General features: G+C 38.1%; 20 protein-coding genes and 1 pseudogene. 18 read left to right on the forward strand and 3 right to left on the reverse strand.

The features are described from left to right. Positions 1-17: 17 nt before the first annotated feature. Positions 18-977, reverse strand: coding sequence for a methyl-accepting chemotaxis protein (locus ACE1TG_RS03615; protein ID WP_375050991.1), 960 nt, complete (start codon positions 975-977; stop codon positions 18-20). Between the two features lie 589 nt (positions 978-1566). On the opposite strand from ACE1TG_RS03615, the gene ACE1TG_RS03620 reads away from it, so the two are divergent. From ACE1TG_RS03620 to ACE1TG_RS03640, 5 genes are all read left to right on the forward strand, one after another. Next, positions 1567-3315: an ABC transporter ATP-binding protein gene (locus ACE1TG_RS03620; protein WP_375050992.1), complete on the forward strand. Its 1749-nt coding sequence runs from the start codon at positions 1567-1569 to the stop codon at positions 3313-3315. After that, positions 3315-5342 (forward strand): ABC transporter ATP-binding protein, encoded by a 2028-nt coding sequence (locus ACE1TG_RS03625; protein WP_375050993.1) that lies wholly within the window; start codon positions 3315-3317, stop codon positions 5340-5342. Before ACE1TG_RS03620 ends, ACE1TG_RS03625 begins: the two co-directional genes overlap by 1 nt. Positions 5343-5366: 24 nt before the next feature. Beyond that, positions 5367-6182, forward strand: coding sequence for a S1C family serine protease (locus ACE1TG_RS03630; protein ID WP_375050994.1), 816 nt, complete (start codon positions 5367-5369; stop codon positions 6180-6182). A 409-nt stretch (positions 6183-6591) separates the two neighbouring features. Next, complete coding sequence (gene sigI / locus ACE1TG_RS03635; RefSeq protein WP_375050995.1) at positions 6592-7317, forward strand: RNA polymerase sigma factor SigI; 726 nt, start codon at positions 6592-6594, stop codon at positions 7315-7317. Continuing rightward, on the forward strand, positions 7317-8441 hold the full coding sequence (locus ACE1TG_RS03640) for an anti-sigma factor domain-containing protein (protein WP_375050996.1): 1125 nt from the start codon (positions 7317-7319) through the stop codon (positions 8439-8441). Before sigI ends, ACE1TG_RS03640 begins: the two co-directional genes overlap by 1 nt. 138 nt (positions 8442-8579) lie before the next feature. On the opposite strand, the gene ACE1TG_RS03645 is transcribed toward ACE1TG_RS03640, so the two are convergent. Beyond that, complete coding sequence (locus tag ACE1TG_RS03645) at positions 8580-8816, reverse strand: YhdB family protein (protein ID WP_375050997.1); 237 nt, start codon at positions 8814-8816, stop codon at positions 8580-8582. Between the two features lie 159 nt (positions 8817-8975). On the opposite strand from ACE1TG_RS03645, the gene ACE1TG_RS03650 reads away from it, so the two are divergent. The 10 genes and pseudogenes from ACE1TG_RS03650 (at position 8976) to ACE1TG_RS03695 (ending at position 17548) form a co-directional block, all read left to right on the forward strand. Further along, entirely contained in the window at positions 8976-9689 is a 714-nt protein-coding gene (locus tag ACE1TG_RS03650) for a YhcN/YlaJ family sporulation lipoprotein (RefSeq protein ID WP_375050998.1), read from the forward strand. 156 nt (positions 9690-9845) lie between these two features. Next, the gene (locus ACE1TG_RS03655; RefSeq protein WP_375050999.1) at positions 9846-10484 is read left to right on the forward strand and encodes a class I SAM-dependent DNA methyltransferase; all 639 of its coding nucleotides are present in this window, start codon (positions 9846-9848) and stop codon (positions 10482-10484) included. 16 nt (positions 10485-10500) lie between these two features. Further along, a complete protein-coding gene (locus tag ACE1TG_RS03660; RefSeq protein ID WP_375051000.1) occupies positions 10501-10968 on the forward strand; it encodes an S-ribosylhomocysteine lyase in 468 nt (155 codons plus the stop codon). Between the two features lie 12 nt (positions 10969-10980). Continuing rightward, complete coding sequence (locus ACE1TG_RS03665) at positions 10981-11898, forward strand: PLP-dependent cysteine synthase family protein (protein WP_375051001.1); 918 nt, start codon at positions 10981-10983, stop codon at positions 11896-11898. A 24-nt stretch (positions 11899-11922) separates the two neighbouring features. Further along, on the forward strand, positions 11923-13056 hold the full coding sequence (locus ACE1TG_RS03670; protein ID WP_375051002.1) for a bifunctional cystathionine gamma-lyase/homocysteine desulfhydrase: 1134 nt from the start codon (positions 11923-11925) through the stop codon (positions 13054-13056). Positions 13057-13421: 365 nt separating this feature from the next. Beyond that, a complete protein-coding gene (locus ACE1TG_RS03675) occupies positions 13422-14792 on the forward strand; it encodes a dipeptidase (protein ID WP_375051003.1) in 1371 nt (456 codons plus the stop codon). 46 nt (positions 14793-14838) lie between these two features. Beyond that, entirely contained in the window at positions 14839-15597 is a 759-nt protein-coding gene (locus tag ACE1TG_RS03680) for a (S)-benzoin forming benzil reductase (protein ID WP_375051004.1), read from the forward strand. Positions 15598-15679: 82 nt separating this feature from the next. Further along, positions 15680-15763: pseudogene (locus ACE1TG_RS03685) on the forward strand (YjcZ family sporulation protein); the annotation flags it as partial. A 231-nt stretch (positions 15764-15994) separates the two neighbouring features. Next, positions 15995-16747 carry a type I methionyl aminopeptidase gene (gene map / locus ACE1TG_RS03690; RefSeq protein ID WP_375051005.1) on the forward strand — a complete coding sequence of 251 codons (753 nt, stop codon included), beginning with the start codon at positions 15995-15997 and terminating at the stop codon, positions 16745-16747. A 27-nt stretch (positions 16748-16774) separates the two neighbouring features. Beyond that, entirely contained in the window at positions 16775-17548 is a 774-nt protein-coding gene (locus ACE1TG_RS03695) for a cobalamin-binding protein (RefSeq protein WP_375051092.1), read from the forward strand. Positions 17549-17861: 313 nt separating this feature from the next. Here ACE1TG_RS03695 and nhaC read toward each other — a convergent pair whose 3' ends face one another. Beyond that, positions 17862-19223, reverse strand: coding sequence for a Na+/H+ antiporter NhaC (gene nhaC / locus ACE1TG_RS03700; protein WP_375051006.1), 1362 nt, complete (start codon positions 19221-19223; stop codon positions 17862-17864). 373 nt (positions 19224-19596) lie between these two features. On the opposite strand from nhaC, the gene ACE1TG_RS03705 reads away from it, so the two are divergent. The 3 genes from ACE1TG_RS03705 to ACE1TG_RS03715 are packed head-to-tail and all read left to right on the forward strand — an operon-like array spanning position 19597 to position 21207. Then, complete coding sequence (locus ACE1TG_RS03705) at positions 19597-20325, forward strand: AzlC family ABC transporter permease (protein ID WP_375051007.1); 729 nt, start codon at positions 19597-19599, stop codon at positions 20323-20325. Next, positions 20322-20615 (forward strand): AzlD domain-containing protein, encoded by a 294-nt coding sequence (locus ACE1TG_RS03710; protein ID WP_375051008.1) that lies wholly within the window; start codon positions 20322-20324, stop codon positions 20613-20615. Before ACE1TG_RS03705 ends, ACE1TG_RS03710 begins: the two co-directional genes overlap by 4 nt. Positions 20616-20664: 49 nt before the next feature. Then, the gene (locus tag ACE1TG_RS03715) at positions 20665-21207 is read left to right on the forward strand and encodes a GNAT family N-acetyltransferase (protein ID WP_375051009.1); all 543 of its coding nucleotides are present in this window, start codon (positions 20665-20667) and stop codon (positions 21205-21207) included. The last annotated feature ends 75 nt before the right edge of the window (positions 21208-21282 follow it).

Below are 21282 nucleotides of genomic sequence, written 5' to 3' on the forward strand. Positions count from 1 at the left end.
TCTCTAATTGTATTGTTTTAAGAGGTTGAGATTCCTTTAATTCCCTCAACTCCCGATGCTAGCTGTTTATCTACAATTTTTGCATCTTCAATATGCTGTGATATAGCTTGCTTAATTGTATCAAACGAGTCGTTGGTCTCCTCAATGTACCTTACCATTTCCCCTGTAAGTTCATTTTGATTATTTATATCCTGCAGAACGTCCTGTGTGTTAGATTTAACAGTCTTTACGATTGTCGCCATTTGTTCCAGCATTTCTACTGTTTTGTTACTAATTTCTGTAGAAGATCGAAGTGTTTTCTGATTTTCATATGTGTCTTGTTCTGCTTCTTGAATTTTAAGCTGAATGGTAGTCGTCACCTCATCAATATGATGGGTGCTTTCTGCAGTATTTTCTGCGAGTTTCCTAACCTCTGACGCTACAACTGCAAAACCCTTACCGTGTTCACCAGCGCGTGCAGCTTCAATAGACGCATTTAATGCTAATAGGTTTGTTTGGTTTGCTATTTCACTTATGACCTGTACGATTTCCTTTATTGTATTGGAATGCTCTCCTAATTCTTGCATACTTCCAGTTGTTTTAGTCATCTGTGATTCCAGGCGGCTCATAAGTTCCTGGTTCTGTTTCATAATTTGCTGATATTCTTCTGATTGCTTAGAGAGAGAGTCAGAGGAATCTACAAGCTCGTTTCCTTTTGCAACTAATCGTTTGGAGTGATCACTTGACTCTTCACCAAGTGACTGAACTTGCTCAAATCGCTGCTTGATATGTATTACTAAGTTTTCCAGTTCATGATGCTGCCCATTCACATGTTCGTGCTGGTTAATTGTATGTATTAAATCTTCTTCAAATTGGTTTAAAAAAAGTGAACTATCCTTCTTGATTTGTGCTTTTTCCTGCTCCAATTTCTGTATTTTTTGATTTGCTTTGTACAATTGTTCTTCAAGATTATTGCGCTTTTTTGTTTTACCTAACAATGCTATTCCCCCTGCTGTTTATATCTTCTATTTTCTAAAAGATTATTGCTTTTGTTTTAACTGCGATACATTACGAAAAAAACTTGAGTGCTATTACATCGCTCCGGAAATACACTACGCGCACCTTAGGGCGCCTGGCAAGCCTCCTCGTAATACTTCGAATTGTTACCTTGGTCTTTGTCACAGTTTATTGAAATCCCAACAATCTTTTAGAAAACAGGCTATGCTTGTATATCGACTTTTTGAAGTGTTGTGTGAAGAAAAAATAAAAATTTTAAAAAAAGTAATTGACTTTAAATTTTCTTAATACTATAATTATTGAGTATCTTAAAAAAGAGAGGAGGTCATATCGATGGAAAATAAAATGGTTCGTGTTAAACAAAATTTTATATTTGGTGTGACCTTCTGGGCGGAAAAAAATAACTAACTATAGTATTTTTATTTTATAGTTATGAGGTCACGCATGTCTGTGGCCTTTTTGTATTATATGAGGGGTATGATGTATCCCTTTAAAGCACATGCCACATAGGCGTGTGCTTTTTTATTCGCTCAGAAGGCTGCTGTTAGAGAGAGAAGTAGGTGGTTAAATATGTTTCAGGTTTTTAAGAAATTGGATTGGTTTTTTAAGCATTATTGGAAAAGGTATACGTTTGCAATCATAGCCTTAATTATTTCGAGTGCAATTGGATTGATTCCGCCAAAGTTGGTTGGGTATGTAATTGATAAAATACAATTTGAAACGTTAACAATGCAATTACTAGTAATGGTTGTTGCAGGCTATTTAATTTTAACAATTGTCCACTACGCAATTTCATTTTTATGGGATTATACGTTGTTTGGCGGAGCGGTCATTTTGGAGAGGTGGACACGTAGCAAGATGATGGATCACTTCCTGAAAATGACGCCAACATTTTATGGCAAGTACCGTACGGGCGACTTAATGGCGCGAAGTACAAATGATCTTAAAACAATTAACCTTACTGCAGGGTTTGGTGTTCTGACACTTGTGGATTCCAGCATATTTATGTTGATGATTGTAGCGATGATGGGCTTTACGATTAGCTGGAGTTTAACTGTGGCAGCTTTAATTCCATTACCAATTATGGCGATTGTTATGAATAAATATGGTGCTGCCATCCATGCACGCTTCACGAAGGCGCAGGAAGCATTTAGTGAAATGAATAATGAAGTACTTGAATCTATTCGGGGTGTCCGTGTTATTCGTGCGTTTGTGCAGGAGGAACAGGATGAGAAGCGCTTCTACACCAGAACGGATGATGTTTATGAAAAAAACATAGAAGTTGCAAAAATTGATGCTTTATTTGAACCGACTATGAAGATTCTCGTTGGCTTATCCTATACGATTGGGTTGGGATATGGAGCATTGCTTGTATTTGAAAATAGGATAACATTGGGTGACTTGGTCACGTTTAATGTTTATCTTGGGATGTTAATTTGGCCAATGTTCGCTGTTGGAGAACTGATAAATATATTGCAGCGAGGAAATGCTTCGCTGGATAGAGTTAACAATACATTGGATTATCAGGCCGATATTACAAATCCAGAGTACCCTCAAACTGTTCAGGAAGTAAATACGATTGATTTTGATGCTGTATCTTTTTCTTATCCATCAACTGATATTAATCAGTTAACCGATATTTCGCTGACTGTTAAAAAAGGGCAGACGATTGGTGTTGTTGGTAAGACAGGAGCAGGTAAAACAACCTTATTTAAACTAATGCTCAGACAATATCCTGGATTAATTGGTGCTATAAAGATGTCCGGAGTCGACTTAGAATCGATAAGTCTGGAACAAATTCGGGCATGGATTGGTTATGTGCCACAGGATCAGATGATGTTTTCCAAGTCCATTCGTGAAAACATTCAATTCGGTAAGGCAGATGCAACGGATAAGGAAATTTACCGAGTCATGGAGCTCGCGCATTTCCTTGAGGACATGAAGCAGCTTCCAAATGGTTTAAATACACAGGTCGGAGAAAGCGGTGTAACTTTATCTGGAGGTCAGAAGCAACGAGTGGCATTAGCACGTGCTTTTATAAAAGATCCCGAAATTTTAATTTTGGATGACTCGATGTCTGCTGTTGATGGTAAAACAGAGGCGAAAATTATTGAGCATTTACGTAATGAACGCAAAAATAAAACGACATTTATCGCTGCACATCGTATGTCGGCTGTAACACATGCAGATCATATTATTGTGCTTGAGGATGGAAAGATTGCAGAAGAGGGAACACATGAGGAATTAATGAAGTTGAATGGCTGGTACAAGGAACAATACCAGCAGCAACAATTAGAAGACGGGGAGGTGTCCTCCTAATGAAATCATCAACTGAAAAGCGACTATTTCAATATGCGTTACATTTTAAAAAGGGTATTTTGATCGGATTAGCTTGTCTGATCGTTGCTGTTGCGCTCGAACTTGCTGGTCCCCTAATTGCAAAAACAGTAATTGATGAACATATTCTGGGCGTAGAGGGTAAGTGGGCAAAGGTAGAAAATAACGATGATAAATATACGGTTTCCTATAATGGTGAATTGTATAAACGTTCTGACCGCTTAGAAGAATCAGATCAGGAAATAGGCAGTGCTACTGTTTTTCAAGTTGGCAACGATTATTATTTTGTAAATGAAACTGTTCCCTTACAGGGGAAACGCAGTGCAGATGGGGCAAAGATAACGATCACTACAGCAGATGATACAGTAACATACGAAGGTGATAAGCTTTCACTGTCTGAAATTTATCCGTTTTTCAAGCCTGAACAAGGACCAATTATATTTCTTTTGGTTTTATATATGGTATTGCTTGTTATCGCAGGGTTCTTTCAATTTTATCAGACATTCCTATTACAGAAATCATCCAATCAGATTGTACAAAAAATGCGGAATGATATCTTTGCACATACACAACGGCTTCCTATTAACTACTATGTGGAGCAATCTGCCGGAAAAATTGTTGCCCGTGTTACAAATGATACGGAAGCAATTCGTGATTTGTATGAAAGAGTCTTATCAATCGTTGTAACTAGTATTATCTACATGGCCGGGATTTTCGTCGCGTTATTTATTCTAGACGTGAAACTGGCCGCATTGTGTTTAGTTGTGGTTCCACTAATTATTGGCTGGATGAAACTATATAAACATTTTGGTACGAAATATAATAGGGTTGTTCGTGCGACGATTAGTGAAATCAATGGTAATATCAATGAAGCAATTCAGGGTATGCCAATTATTCAAGCATTTAGCAGGGAAAAGAAAACGAAGGATGATTTCGAAGTGTTGAATGAACGGCACTTTACGTATCAACGAAAACTAGTTAAGTTAAGTGCGTTAACGTCATATAATCTTGTAACTGTTTTTCGCAACTTGGCATTTGTGGGTTTTATCTGGTACTTTGGTTCCTTTTCACTGGAACCGGGAAGTATCATTTCCATCGGGGTGCTTTATGCATTTGTCGACTATTTAACAAGGTTGTTTGAGCCGATGGAGGATATTGTGAATCAGCTTCCGTTAATTGAACAGGCACGTGTTGCTGGAAATAGGGTATTTGAATTATTGGATCATGATGGAGAAAAGGTTATCAATGATAAAGTTGACCGATATCGCGGAGAAATTAATTTTGATCATGTGTCGTTCGCGTACAATGATGTTGATTATGTCCTAAATGATATTTCTTTTACTATAAAATCAGGAGAGACAGCAGCATTTGTTGGCCATACTGGCTCTGGAAAAAGTTCGATTATGAATTTACTTTTCCGTTTTTATGATCCGCAAAAAGGTACTATTACAATTGACGGAAAATCGACGCAGGAATGGTCCAGGCAACAGGTTAGAGGACATATGGGAATCGTACTTCAGGATCCATTTTTGTTCTCTGGAACGATTCTTTCAAATGTTACGATGAGTGACCCAAACATTACTCGTGATAGCGCAATCAGTGCATTAAAGGCAGTAGGGGCCGATCGGTTTATTGAAAAATTACCTGATGGTTACGATGAGAAGGTGTCTGAAGGAGGTACGACTTATTCGCTTGGTGAGCGTCAACTAATTTCTTTTGCTCGCGCACTTGCTTTTAATCCGGCAATCCTTATTCTCGATGAAGCAACAGCCAATATTGATACGGAGACGGAAAGTATCATACAAAATGCCTTGGAAGTTTTAAAACAGGGAAGAACAACCCTTGTCATTGCACATCGACTATCAACAATTCAGCAAGCAGATTCAATTTTTGTATTAGAAAATGGTACAATAAAAGAACAAGGCAACCATTTTCAGCTTATCGGCGAAAAAGGTTTGTATTATCATATGTACCAGATGCAACAAGGGAAATCGAAACGAGCAGTGTAATGATTCAGCTGTGCGAGGTGTTTTATGTCAGACGAAAAAAAAGACCATGATGTTATTGATGAAGATCTATATGAAGAGCTTGAGGAAGAAGAATTAAAGGAACTTGTCGAAATTGAGCGTCAAAAGGCATTAGCTAAGGCTCAACAGGAACAAAATCCTAAGCCAAAGCGTCCATTTCCGAAGTGGGCGTTTTGGCTAATTGCTCTTGTAATGCTGTTTAATGTGGTGGCACTTCTTCCAAAAACGTTTTCGGTTCCTGCAATTGATTTTTTGATAACATCAGCAAAATTGTCAACACAGGATCAAATCCAAACATATAAAGAAGCTGTAGTAGCAATTGAGACAGGCGACAGTAGAGGAACTGGGTTTGCAATTACGGCCGATGGTACAATTTTAACTAACAATCATGTGGTTGAAGGGGAAGATTCTGTTACAGTTGCCTTTCCTAACGATGGATTATATTCAGCAGATGTCGTAGAAACATTTCCGTCAGTTGATCTGGCAGTCCTGAATGTAGATGGTGAAAGTTTGCCGCATCTGCAGTTAGCTGACAAAACTACTTTTAAACCGAATGAACAGATTTATTTTATCGGTAACCCGTTGAATTTTAATGGAATAGCTAATAAGGGGACGATAATAGATTATACGTCATTAAGCGATTGGGAAGAGCCAGTTTTAATGATAGATGCTCCTGTGTATCGTGGGAGTAGTGGAAGCCCAGTTATTAATCAGGATGGCAAAGTACTTGGGGTAGTGTTTGCAACATTGTTTCATGATACCCATGGACGTGTAGGGTTGTTTATACCTATTGATTACTATTATGAACACAACGATAATTGATCTACGTTTTATTCTATGTAATTTAATATGCAAAAATTGGTGCCTTTATAAAGGCATCTTTTTTGTTAGGAAATTATAAAATACTTAGCAGTTTATATCAACTCCGTTTAAGACTTATTGAAGTGCCTCTATTTTTAACTTCAGATTTCTTTTAATATGCCGTTATACTATATAAGTAATGAATATTTAAACAAACTGTAATTATTTTGAGATAGCAACAAATAGACTAGTACGTTACGCTTAATCTACGTAATACTATGAAAAAATATATAAACAAAGATGGTGGTTACATCATGAGATATAATATATTAACTAGAAATGAAATGATAAATAATAAATCCTTACTAACTACACCCAAAAAGTGCAACAATAAAACGAATTCTATAATGACCGGGGGTGCTACAGTCTAATGATGAGTCAGCCTGTAGAAGAAATGCCTCTTGAAGAAATGATTGCCCTAATCCAGCAAGGGGACAAATCATTGCAGAATTATCTTTTAAAATCATATCAGCCGTTTATTGCCAAGTGTGTCTCAGAAGTTTGCAAACGTTATATTGATCCACAGAAAGATGATGAATTTAGTATCGGTTTAGCTGCATTTAATGAAGCAATTTTATCCTATTCTCCTGACAAAGGCAGTTCATTCCTATCCTTTTCAAAGTTAGTTGTGAAGAGGAAAGTGATTGATTACATCCGTTATGTTCAAAAAACACCCGCTGCTACGTCATTAGATGAGAACTTTGATGAGGAACAGATGGAAAATCCTACCGAGATTGTTGCTGTGAAAGAAATATACCGACAGGAACAAGAAGCATGGCATCGCAGAGAAGAAATTATCGATTTTAAGGAGAAACTGCGTGTTTACAAACTTTCGTTAGTCGAGCTGACAGAGGCTTCACCTAAACATAAGGATGCTCGTGAATCGGCTATAACAGTAGCAAAACAACTCTATGATGATACTGATCTTCGGGAGTATGTTTACAGGAAGAAGAAGTTGCCGATAAAGGATTTAGTAAAAAAAGTGGATGTCAGTAAAAAAACGCTGGAACGAAACAGAAAATTTATTTTGGCGATATTCGTTGTTTTAAATGAGGATTATATGTATCTTAAGGAGTACCTTAAGGGGGTGGGTTAGTGAAAAAAGGAATCGTTATGGAAAAGCATCGCCGCTATACAATTGTTATGCAAAAAGATGGTGCATTCCAAAAAGCACTGCCAATTGATGATGCTGAGATTGGTGCTGAAGTTTACTTTCAGCCAAAGGAAACAAAAATGAATACACTGTTTTATCAATTTTCCAGCAGAAACAAACAAGTTCCTGTTCGTTTAATTGCTATGACATGTATGTTATTTGTTTTAGTTATGCCTTTCTTTATTAGCATGAATTCAAATGAAACATACGCATATGTCAACATTGATATTAATCCGAGTGTTGAACTGGAAGTTAATGAAAATCTGAAAGTACAATCAATTAATCCAATGAATGATGATGCTAAAGTACTTATCAACCAGCTTTCTAAATATAAAGGAAAAAAATTAGAGGACGTTATCGATAACATTATGAATACAAGTGAAGAAGCTGGCTTGCTGAAAAATGGAAAGAATATGCTTGTCGGGGTCAGCTATATGTTGGATTCCAAGGAAAAATCGATTGTTGATACAGTTGACGAGTACTTTTTAGATCACAAAACAGATTGGAAAATTGCTACATTTCAAGTGCCCGAAGAAATACGTGAACAGGCTAAAGAAAATAAACAGACAATGAATGAACTAATGGCAACATCCCTTGCTGAATCACAAGAGACCGAAAATGCTTCAGATGTGAATAAAAAAGATCCCGTGAATGAGAAGGAAGAAGCTATAATAAATTCTTTTTATAATAAAAACCAAAATCATTCAGAATCCGTTACATCGAAAAAGAGCAATGGTGATGAAACTGCCCAATCAGTTAAAAAAGATAACCGTGAAGATAAAGATCATACTAGAGGTCCCAGCGAGCTTAAAGGAAAAAATGGCGAGATTAATTCTAAAGGGAAAAATAAAGGGAATAAGGAAAGAAAAGGTCATGTAAAAAGTGATCTTGCCAAAGATAATAAGGGCAAAGCTAAAGGGCATAAAAAACATAATCACTATAAAGATAATTCAAAACATAGACATCATAAAGATAATTCAAAAAAACATAAAAACAATAAACATAACGGAAAAAAAGGCAATAAAGGAAACAACGGTAATAAAGGCAATAACGGAAACAAACATTAGGGAATGTAATAATTTTAAAAACTCGGCTTATCGTAAAGCTTTAATCAGAGATAAGCCTTAGTTGTATTTATGCAGTAACAATGGTTTTATTACGTACATTAAAAAAAACGAAAATGCACCACATGTGGTGCATTTTCTTTATACTTCCATTACTGCTGTGGGTGTGTACTTCATAGCGTGGTCAATATAATATAGAAGGGTATCGTGTGATTCGACTACTTTAGTTTGATCAAGTGAGTAATGATAAGCGTGCAGAAAGATTTGAATTTTTTTGGATAACATGTCATCGCTCGTTCGGACCATTAATACAAGCAAGTCATCCCATTGGCCCCACAACGTATAATACAAGGCTTTATCATAATCAGGTATATCCATTATTTGCCCTCCTTTAAATGTAAAGGGTTATTTATAGATTCCCCGAATTACTCTTTTATTGTCTGTAACAAAAATGGTGTGCTTGCCAATTTGTGTTAAGCGAATAAAATAACCTTACTGCCACATACTAAAGGCAAAACAGTAAGGAGGATAAGCTATATGAAATGGAAACTTTTATGCCTTTTAGTGGTAATATCGGTAGCACTTGTAGCATGTCAGGGAAATAATGGGAATGGCAATGGAAATGAGCAAGGTCAAAATGGTGATGGAAATAATGTAGAACAAACCCGTTATAATGCCACAGACAATATGAACAATGATGGAAACAATGGAAACAACAATGGTAATGGGCAACAGGGAAATGGAGAAAATCAGTATGAACTGGCTGAAAAAGCTGCAGATAAAATTTCTAAACAAGTTAAGGGCATCGATAATGCATATGTACTGAAGACTGACAATAACGCATATGTTGCTGCAGAATTAGATAATGGAAACAATGGAACTACAAATAAAGATAATGCTAATGGAATGAATAATGGTAATGGAAACACTGGTAATATGAATGGCAACGGGAACATGAACGGTAATAATGGTGGCAACATGAATGGTGAGAACAATGGACTTACAAAAAATGGAAATAATGGAAACAACAATAATGGAAATCAGTTAACTGATGAAGTGAAGCAAGAAATTTCAAAAATAGTTAAGTCAGTTGATAAAGATGTTGAAAATGTGTATGTCTCAACAAATCCTGATTTCTTTGATTTAGCTAACAACTACGCAGATGATGCAGGTAATGGTGATCCAGTTGAAGGTTTGTTTGACCAAATGGGTAATATGATTGAACGTATTTTCCCGCAAAACCAAAATTAACAATTTATAACAAACGTTTATAAGACGAGTGCCACTTAATAGTGAGCACTCGTCTTTAGTTTTGATATTTGAGTCAACATATGCTACTCTTTAACATATAATCCATATTAAACATAGTTGTTTACTATGAATTGGAGGATAATGGAGTTGGATTAAATGGGTCGTGAGTTTTTAGGTGTATTTGATCAATGGGCGGACTCATATGATGAAAGTGTAGCTGGTGTTGACCCACAATATAAGGCAGTTTTTGAAAATTATGATGTGATTTTGAATGAAGTAACCAAATGTGCTTTCGGGAATGTTCTGGAATTTGGTGTTGGGACAGGTAATTTATCAAAGAAATTAATGGAGTCAGGTTATCGTGTAACTGGTATAGAACCTTCGCAAACGATGCGACGAAAGGCTTCTGAAAAGTTGCCTGAATTGCCTTTATATGAAGGTGATTTTATTGACTTTCCTGATTTATCAAAGCCGGTTCACACAGTTGTAAGTACTTATGCCTTTCATCACTTAACAGATAAAGAAAAAGATGTTGCTGTTCAACAATTTGCAAGGATTCTTCCTTCCATGGGGAAGATTGTATTTGCGGATACGGTGTTTGAATCAATTGAGTACAAGGAAATTATGATAAACAAAGCCTATAAACAGGGATTTACGGACCTGGCTGAAGATTTGCAGCGAGAATATTATACTACAGTAGGGGAACTACAGCGTATTTTTACAGCAAATGGCTTTCATGTTAAGTTTGAACAAATGAATGATTTCGTTTGGTTAATTATAGCTGTAAAAAAATGAAAGGGAGCGATTAATAATGGCACAAAAAATGAATGTAGAAAGTTTTAACCTTGATCATACGAAGGTAAATGCACCTTACGTACGTTTGGTTGGTGTTACATCAGGTTCGAATGGTGACAAAGTTTATAAATATGATATTCGATTCAAACAACCGAACAAAGAACATATGGATATGCCTGGTCTGCATTCCATTGAACATTTAATGGCAGAAAATATCCGGAATCATATGGACAATGTTCTGGATATTGGCCCAATGGGGTGTCAAACTGGTTTTTATCTCGCTATTTTAAATAATGATAATTATGACCAGGTGCTTGATGCGCTGGAAAAAACACTGCAGGATGTCTTGGAAGCAAAGGAAGTGCCTGCATGTAATGAAGTACAATGTGGCTGGGCAGCTAATCATAGCTTGGAAGGCGCAAAAGAAATTGCCAAAGAAATGTTGGCAGAAAAAGATGATTGGCACGAAGTCTTTGCCAAGTAAGAGGCGAAAGTTATGGCGATATACCATTCCATTGATCAGTTAATCGGAAAAACACCACTATTTGAAATAACGAAATTCCCCCTTCCAGAGGGGGTTCGTTTGTATGCAAAGCTGGAATTTTATAACCCGGGCAGCAGTGTTAAGGATCGTCTAGGGATTGAACTCATCAATGACGCTTTCTCGCGTGAGAAGTTAAAACCGGGTGGGACGCTAATTGAGCCAACAGCAGGAAACACTGGAATTGGATTAGCAATTGCAGCCCTTGATAAGGATTTATCAATTATATTCTGTGTCCCTGAACAATTCAGTCTTGAGAAACAACAGCTCATGAAGGCACTTGGAGCAACGATTGTGCAAACTCCAAGCAGCGAAGGGATGCGAGGTGCAATCGAGAAGACAAAGCAATTATTAGAAGAAATACCAAACAGTTTTTCCCCACAGCAATTTTCAAACGCCGCTAACCCCACGACGTATTATAAAACACTTGCACCTGAGATATGGAACGATTTAAATGGTGAGGTTGACGTTTTTGTTGCAGGCGCAGGTTCCAGCGGGACATTTATGGGGGCTTCCCGTTATTTAAAAGAGAAGAATTCAGGAATTAGGGCGCTGATCGTAGAACCAGAGGGATCGATAATTGCCGGGGGAGAACCTGGTCCACATAAGACAGAAGGTATTGGTATGGAGTTTTTGCCGGACTTTTTTGATCAGTCACTTGTCGATGGTGTGCATACCGTTACTGATAATAATGCTTTTGATTTGGTGAAAAAGCTTGCTTCACAGGAAGGATTGCTGGTAGGGAGTTCATCAGGTTCTGCTATGTATGCCGCATTACAAGAGGCTGAGAATGCTAAGCCTGGCACGACGATTGTTACCATTTTTCCTGATGGAAGCGATCGTTATTTAAGTAAAGATATTTACCCAATCTAACAGTTGTTGAAGGGAGAACTACACATGCGAACAAAGACCAAAATGATCCACGGTGGTATAACTGGTGATGAAAATACTGGGGCTGTATCGGTTCCGATCTATCAAGTAAGCACTTATAAACAGGACTCGGTTGGTAACCATCGCGGATATGAATATTCACGGACCAAAAATCCAACAAGGCATGCCCTTGAAACGGTCATCGCAGATTTGGAGAATGGCCAATCTGGTTTTGCTTTTGGATCTGGAATGGCTGCAATCACCTCCGTTATGATGTTGTTTGACTCAGGTGATCATGTTGTGATGACGGATGATGTGTATGGTGGAACATATCGACTGATGACAAGTGTTCTGAACCGATTTAATCTGGACCACACATACGCAGACACAAGTGTTCCCGAGAAAGTGGAAGCATCGATTAAAGAGAATACAAAGGCTTTATATATTGAAACACCTACAAACCCATTGCTGAAGATCACAGATATCAATAAGATGGCAGACATCGCTAAAAAACACGATTTGCTTTTAATCGTGGACAATACTTTCGCAACACCATATTGGCAGCAACCACTTGATTTGGGGGCAGATATTGTATTGCATAGTGCAACCAAGTATATTGGTGGCCATAGTGATGTTGTGGCAGGTCTATTAGCGATAAATTCGGATAAGTTGGCTGAAGATATTCATTTTATTCAGAACTCTGCTGGTGGAGTTCTAGGACCACAGGATTCCTGGTTACTAATGCGTGGTATTAAAACACTGGCTATTCGAATGGAAGCAATTGAACGAAATACTAAAAAGCTTGTTGAATTTCTGCAACAGCATGAAAAAGTGAGCTCCATCTATTATCCAGGGCTCAAATCACACATGGGCCATGAAACTGCAAAACGGCAAACGACTGGTTTTGGCGGCATGATATCTTTTGATGTAGGAAGTGGAGTCGAAGCAGACAAGATACTAAGCCGTGTCCAGTATTATACCCTTGCTGAAAGCCTGGGAGCGGTGGAAAGTCTTATTTCGGTTCCAGCGAAAATGACACATGCATCGATTCCGGCGGACAGACGAGCTGAGTTGGGCATTACGGATGGATTAGTACGCTTATCAGTCGGGATTGAGGATGTTGATGATCTTATTGAGGATTTAGCACAAGCATTGAAATGATTTATTTGCAAAAGACAGTCGTTGGGCTGTCTTTTTTTACTGTATTAGTGCAACCAAGGTTTGGCGATAAGCCAAGTTTTCTAAAGAGGTGAAGTAGATTCAGTATTCATACGGATTATTTAGTTCTTAGCAATTTATGAGGTCTAGTAATGGGATTGATTTTCTGCTGATGCAGAAGATCTCCCTTGTGCCTTTTGGATATTTGATGTTGATGATTTCTTTACGAGGTCGGAAAGAGCAGATGAGACAAAACAGCAGGAACATCAACAGTATACAGTGAAGATCACATTAAGCCAATCTTCAAAGTTCGTTATACGTGCTTAGAATATGCTAGAATAGAAAAAAAGAACTGGAGGAATGTGACGATGAGCGAACAAGCATTGAGCTATTTAACTGATAATCGCGAACAGCTATTATCAAAATTAAATGATTTTCTATCGATTCCAAGTGTGAGCACAGATAGCGTACATAAAAACGATATTAATGAAGCAGCAAACTTTCTGGAAACATATTTAAATGATATTGGGTTTGACAAAGTAGAACAGCAGGATACTGGTGGACATCCACTGGTTTATGCGGAGTACAATCAAGCCGGACCTGATGCACCAACGGTTTTATTTTACGGCCATTATGATGTACAGCCTGTTGATCCCATCGATCAGTGGAAAAGCGACCCGTTTAAGCCAGAAGTGCGTGATGGACGCTTGTATGCACGGGGAGCAAGTGATGACAAAGGGCAAGTATTTATGCATCTTGCTGTTTTTGAAGCATATATGAAAACAGAAGGGAAATTACCTTTAAATGTGAAAGTGTGTATTGAAGGCGAGGAAGAGATAGGCAGTGAGAACCTTTACCGCATCCTTCATGACAAGCGGGAACAGTTTAACGCGGATTTTGCCGTTATTTCAGATTCAGGGATGATTGCTGAAAATCAGCCTACTATCCTATATGGTTTAAAAGGGTTTACTGGAATAGAAATAAATGTAACAGGACCTGATCATGACATGCATTCAGGAATGTATGGTGGGGCGATTCGAAACCCGATTATGGCACTTAATCATATACTGACTTCGATGAAAAATGAGGATGAAGTTTGTACAGTAGATGGGTTTTATGATGGAGTTGAACCATTAACCGATAAGGAACGCGAATTAATTAAACAAGTCCAGGGTGAAGATTACCGGTCAACAGCTGGAGTTAGTGACACAGTCTCAGAAAAAGGCTACACTGCAAAAGAGCATACAATGGCTCGTCCAACTTTTGAAATTAATGGAATGTATGGTGGCTATCAGGGGGAAGGAACCAAGACAATAATTCCCTCATCAGCTACAGCAAAAATTACCTGCCGTTTAGTTCCCGGACAAGATCCTGATCAGGTCCAGCAATTGCTGGAGAAACATGTATACAATGTTGCTCCATCTGGTGTAAAAGTAGAAGTTGTTAAGGAAAAGCTTTCTGCAAAAGCATATAAAGTGGAACCGAATAATCCGCTTATTGAAAAGGCCGCAAAAAGTTATACAAAAGCCTTTGGTAAAGAAACGGTGTATGTTCGCATGGGAGGATCTATCCCGGTTGTTGAATGGATTGAAGATATTTATAAAATGCCAATCGTTCTATTAGGATTCGGGACGCCAGATGATCGGTTGCATTCACCAAATGAAAGTTTCCCGCTCGATAGTTTTGATAAAGGAATGGAGACATTAGTTCATTACTGGTCAGAAATAAATACGAAATAAATAATCTTTTCCAAAAGGGTGAGATTAATAAAAAGGAGGGTTATTTATGAGGTTTGCAGTAATTACTGGAGTATCAAAAGGCCTGGGCGAATCAATTGCTAAAATAATGATGGAATCTGGCGTTAATGTAGTTGGTATTTCCCGTAGTAAAAATGATTCGCTGCAAGTATGTGCATCCCAGAATAATGTATCCTATCAGCATGTTGCCTGTGATTTAGGAAATCTTGAAAGTATAGAAAGTACTTTTGATCAAATAAGTCAGGATATATTTGCACAGGAGCCATCAATTGTTTACTTAGTAAATAATGCAGGGGTTCTTGAGCCAATCGATAAATCTATGAATGTAAAAAGTACTGACTTGGCATATCATGTACAGGTAAATACAGTCGCTCCAATGGTATTGATGAATTTATTTCTAAAAAAGGCCACTGATGAGGATGTACAGTTGATTGGTACCACAATATCTTCGGGAGCAGCTGATAGACCAGTATATGGATGGAGTGCGTATTGCAGTACGAAGGCAAGCATTAACATGTATACAAAAACAGTTGCATTGGAACAGGCTGAACTTAAAACTCAAAATAAAGTGATTGCGTTTAGTCCTGGAGTAATGGATACTCAAATGCAGAAGAAAATCAGAGAAAGCAATAAAGATGAATTTATTGAAGTTGATACCTTTAGGAGTTATAAAGATAATAACCTTTTAAAGGAAACAGATGCAGTTGGAGGAGTACTTGTTAATATATTGACCGATGAATCAAGTGTTAAAAATGGAAAAATATATAGTGTTAAAGACTATCTCTAGACATATATACAGGCAGTCGCCCTTCCCAAACCCATATCAAGTGCATAAATTATAGTGAACTTGAAAATGAGGAGGGAATTCAATGAGTGGTGGTGGCTACGGCTCAGGCTTTGCGCTGATAGTCGTTTTATTTATATTGTTAATCATAATCGGTGCCGCATATGTAGATGGCGGCGGTCACGGATATGGTGGCGGCTTTGGCGGCTATTAATTGAAGTGAAGTGCAGAGGGCGAATTTGCTCCTCTGCATTTTCTGCGTTATAGTCAATTTGGAGCGCTAATTCTCAATAGTTGCTATTTATATGATACAATTTATGATGCAGTATTAACTGTGATGTTTTAAAATGCTGAATCATACTATATATTTTAATTACAAACGGTGAAGGGAAGAAGAAATATGATCACACGAAAAAGTAAACGGGAAATCGAGAAAATGCAGAAAGCGGGCGATTTGCTCGTTAAATGTCATAAAGAAATTGCCAAAATGATTAAGCCGGGTATTACAACAATGGAAATTGATACATTCGTTGAGAAATTTTTGGCAAAGCACGGTGCCACACCTGAACAAAAAGGATACAGCGGTTATCCTTATGCTATTTGTGCATCCGTAAATGATGAGATTTGTCACGGATTTCCAAGGGATGAAAAGCTTGTTGATGGTGATATTGTAACGATTGATATGGTTGTAAACTTAAATGGTGGACTCGCGGATTCCGCATGGACATATCCAGTTGGAAATATCGATGAAGCAGGTCAAAAGTTATTAGACGTATCAAAAGTTTCTTTATACAAAGGACTTGAACAAGCGCAAGTAGGTAGTCGGATTGGTGATATTGGTCACGCAATACAAACCTATGCAGAGGGAGAAGGATTTTCAGTTGTAAGAGATTTCACTGGTCATGGGATTGGACCAACAATACATGAAGAACCACACATACCACATTTTGGTTTGCCTAACAAAGGGTTACGTTTAAAAGAAGGAATGGTAATTACTATTGAACCAATGATCAATGAAGGCAGCTGGCAAAGTAAGATGGACTCAAATAATTGGACCGCGCGTACAATTGATGAAGGGCGTTCTGCTCAATACGAACATACCGTAGTGGTAACAAAAGATGGACCGTTACTTACTACTGACCAAGACAGATAATGTTAGTCAGATGAGGGGGAGATGATGTTGCGAGTCGTATCCATTTGTCCGAGTAATACGGAAATCGTAGAATACCTTGGAAAAACGGATGAATTAGTTGGCAGAGATAATTTTTCAGACTGGCCAGCTGAAGTACTAGACCTGCCCAAGGTTGGCCCGGACCTTTCGATTAATATGGATAAAGTAGAAGAACTTAATCCTGATATAGTCCTAGCTTCATTAAGTGTTCCTGGAATGGAAAAAAATATAGAAGCACTTGATAGGAAAGGGTTACCTTACATTATTTTAAATCCTAATTCTTTAGATGAAATAGCAGATGATATTGCTAAGGTCGGCAAAGCATTAGGTGAGAAGCAACTTGGATTGGATAAAGCAAAAAAATTTCGTGATGAAGTAACTGCTTACCGTCAACAAGCAGATATGCGGGAAAATAAGCCTTCATTATATTGGGAGTGGTGGCCTAAACCAGTTTTCACTCCTGGCAGTGTTAATTGGCTTACTGAGATAAGCAATCTTGCTGGAGCAAGAAATATTTTTGATACAGAAGATGTAGCCAGTGTTCAAACAGACTGGTCAGACGTTTACCAACGTGATCCTGACCATATCTGTATGGTTTGGGTAGGTGTAAAAGAATCAAAGATGAAACCCGAACTTGTGATGAAGCGCCCCGGCTGGCATGAAATGAAAGCAATTCAAGAAGAAAAGATTCATGTCCTAGAGGAATCGCTTTACTGCCGACCGTCCCCAAGGTTGCTGGAAGGATTACGAAAGTTAGTATCTATACTGGAAAACTCCCCTTAATTGAGGGGAGTTTTTTTAGGCGCTAAGTATTAGTGCATACGTGCAAATTAATATTAAATCAAACGGATCCTCGTTCCGCTAAATGGTAAAAAAGCTATCTCTCAAATGCTTAAGTGAATCCTGGTTCCGTTAAATAACCAAAAACAGTGAAATGTGAGGCTAAAAAGGACAAATAGCGGAACCAGGAACCGGAACCAAGCTTAATCAGATGATATTGGGACAAATAGCGGAATGAGGATTCATAGTGAATCATCAAACAGAGCCTCATTGCGCTAATTGTAGAATTTCGCTTTACGATCAGGCCACTGTTTTTTTATCTCAATGCTTTCCCATTAAAAAGGATTGTTATAATTGGACTTATAAGACAGAAGAACGCAAATGGCAAGTAGGTTAGAACTGGAACACCAAGAACGTCAGCAATAAAGACTCCACAAACACTCCACGGTACAAGTGGGTTAATCACAGTACCGGCGTCCTCCAGTGTTCTGGAAAGGGCCTTATTCGATAATCCTGCCTCATGATAAACACCTTTATATGTTTCACCTGTAAGCATTATGGAAAGGTATTGTTCCCCAATCAGTACATTCACACCAATTGCTGTAGCCGCTGTTGAAAGAATTATCGTTCTCACTTTTTTTAATTTTTCCTGGAACGATTGAAGTATCGATGGAACAATCCCTGTGACAAACAATAATCCACCAAATCCAAGTGCTAAAATTACAAGTGATATGGTGAAGAGCATACTGTTAATGCCACCCTTGGTTAATAAACTATTAACAGGTTCAAAATCAGTATTTGCGGTAAAGCCATTAAACCAGATTGACCATATATCTGACCAGGCAAGTCCACTTGTTATCCGTGCGAGTATTGTAGCCAGTACACTGCTTAGCCCAATCGAAATAAATGCTGGTAATTTAAGGATGGTAGCCAATATCAGAATGGCCAATGGAATCCACGATGTCCAATGAATTAACCCAGTAGCATCTAAACCTGATTTGTATGCCTCAAGGTTTTCCGTGTTTATTGCTTCATTGGGTGATAATACCACAAATAAAATAAACGAAATTATAAATGCTGGTATGGTTGTTAAACTCATGTGCCTTATATGTTCAAATAAATCCACTTGTACGATTGTTGAAGCTAAGTTAGTCGTATCTGACAGTGGTGACATTTTATCACCGAAAAATGCCCCGGAAACAATTGCTCCTGCGGTTATAGCCATGGAAGCATCCATTGCGCTTCCCATACCGATGAATGCCACACCGATTGTCGCGGTAGTTGTTAGTGAACTGCCAAGCGAAACGCCAACAATTGCTGTTACTGCAAATACAATAGCATAAAACCAGGTCCCTCCAATGAGGGTGAATCCGGTACTCATTAAAACAGGAATGGTACCACTTATCATCCAGCTGCTAATTAAAATGCCAATCAGTAAAAACAGAAAAATTGCACCCATACCGGACTTAGCGCCAGCAGTCATACCTTCTTCCAAATCCTTAAACGCAATATGTTTCAATAACCCATATAAAACCAGGATAAAGATTGCAATCATGATAGGGATATGTGGTTTTGTTCCAAGACCAATAAGGAAATAACTGATTAGTCCTATTGTAAACATAAAAAATAAAATGGACTCGCCAAGTGAGGGGTTGTGCTTTGGGCTGATTGGAAACATAGTAATCCTCCTTTCTGCTAAAATAAAAAAGCCTCATCCCTTAATAGGGACGAAGCTTTTATCTCCGCGTTACCACCCTGATTGATGAGTGCAATTATATGCTCTCATCCGCTCATGAACAATTCGCTAAACCGAATGTGTAATTCGAATTATTTCCTGCCAAAGCTTTCACCTGATGCCCTGTCTCTAGTTGCTGCCTGGAAAAAATTCTACTTCGCATTCCCGAATAAGTTATTCAGCTTAAAATATTAATCTGACTATACATGTTAAAATCATCAATTGTCAATACTTAATTCTTCCAATTTAATTTCTTTGTAAAATTAAGAATATACGTTATAATAGTTTCACTTTTCAAGTTGAGGGTGGAAGTGCTATGACTACTAAAGCTATACATAAAAGTAACACATCATCGTCGGCGCATATGATCAAAAGAGGTATAGCGGTGGGGTTTCCAATTATGCTGGGATACTTGCCGATTGCATTAACATATGGTGTATTGGCGAGGCAGGCTGGAATGTCACTGACAGAATTAACATTAATGAGTGTTATGGTTTTCGCTGGTGCAAGCCAATTTATGGGTGCCAATATGATTGCTGTGGGTGCGGGGGCTGTAGAGATTATTGTCGCTACATTTGTCCTTAATTTCCGTCATTTTGTCATGAGTTTATCGTTTATGAATCGTTTGCGGGGAATTGGACGGAATTGGAAAGTTCCTTTATCATTAGGTTTGACGGATGAAACATTTGCTGTGTCATCCTTACATACGAAAGAAGCTAAAATGGAAAAAGGAGTTCTTTTCTATACAGCACTCATTTTAACTGCATATTTTTCCTGGGTTATGGGGTCGTTTTTAGGAGGAGTACTTGGTGAAGTTATTCCGGAGCAATTGAGCCAAAGCATGGGGATTGCATTATATGCCATGTTCATAGGTCTTTTGATTCCATCGGTTAAAAAAGAATTACGAATTGGACTTATAGCTATTATTGCAATGCTGATCAATACGATTTTCAACCAGTTCATGAGTGAAGGCTGGGCGATTGTGTTTGGTACGGTTCTCGGTGGATTAAGTGGCGTATTTTTGCTGAAGGAGGACCAATCATGATATTTGCTATTATAATAGGCATGGCGCTCGTAACAATGATTCCAAGAGCTATCCCAGCATTTATTGTGGATAAACTGCAGTTTAAAGAATGGGTAAATCGCTGGCTTAATGCAATACCATTCGCAGCGTTGGGGGCCCTTATTTTTCCAGGTATTTTGAACGTTAAACCAGACCAGCCACACATTGGAATAATTGGCGGGGCAGTCGCTGTTGTATTGGCTTATTTAGGTCTGAATGTCATTGTGGCAGTATTAGGAGCTATAGTGACAGTCTTTCTCTTTACCATATAAAAAAGATAAGTTAGGTCGAATGTTTTTGACGATAACAGGGGGTTATCACATGTTTACAATTCGTAAGGCTGTTTATGATGATGCTGCAGCGATTGCAGATATTCACGCAAGCAGCTGGAAAAGTACGTATGCTGGTCTGCTTGATGAGCAGGATATATCCAATACGACATATGAAAATCGTAAGGCATTATGGGAGACTATTTTACGTATCCAAAAAGAAGAGCAATGCACACTTGGCATTCAAAACGATAACAAGATTGTTGGTTTTGTTTCTGGCGGACCGGAGCGGACAAAACGTTTTGATTATGATAGTGAAATCTACACGATTTATCTATTGGATGAATTTCAAAGGAAGGGTTTGGGTGGCAGACTTTTAAAGGCTTTCAGCGAAGAAATGCAGGGAAAGGGGCATAAATCTCTCCTCGTCTGGATTCTTAAACAGAACCCTTCCAGTCGCTTCTATGAACGATTCCAAGCTGAACCTGTTGGGGAAGAAGAAACAACCATTGGCGAAGGAACCTATCAGGAAACAGCATATGGCTGGGAAGATATCGACAAGCTGCTGGACAGATTGTCTGAAACTATTCAATAATAAAAATATTTTTTCGTAACAACATATATTTTAGAACCATAAAAAGTGCCCATCTGCTCATGTTATGAGTCGGTA

This window comes from Virgibacillus sp. JSM 102003, assembly GCF_041949995.1.
Classification (GTDB): Bacteria; Bacillota; Bacilli; order Bacillales; family Amphibacillaceae; genus Lentibacillus.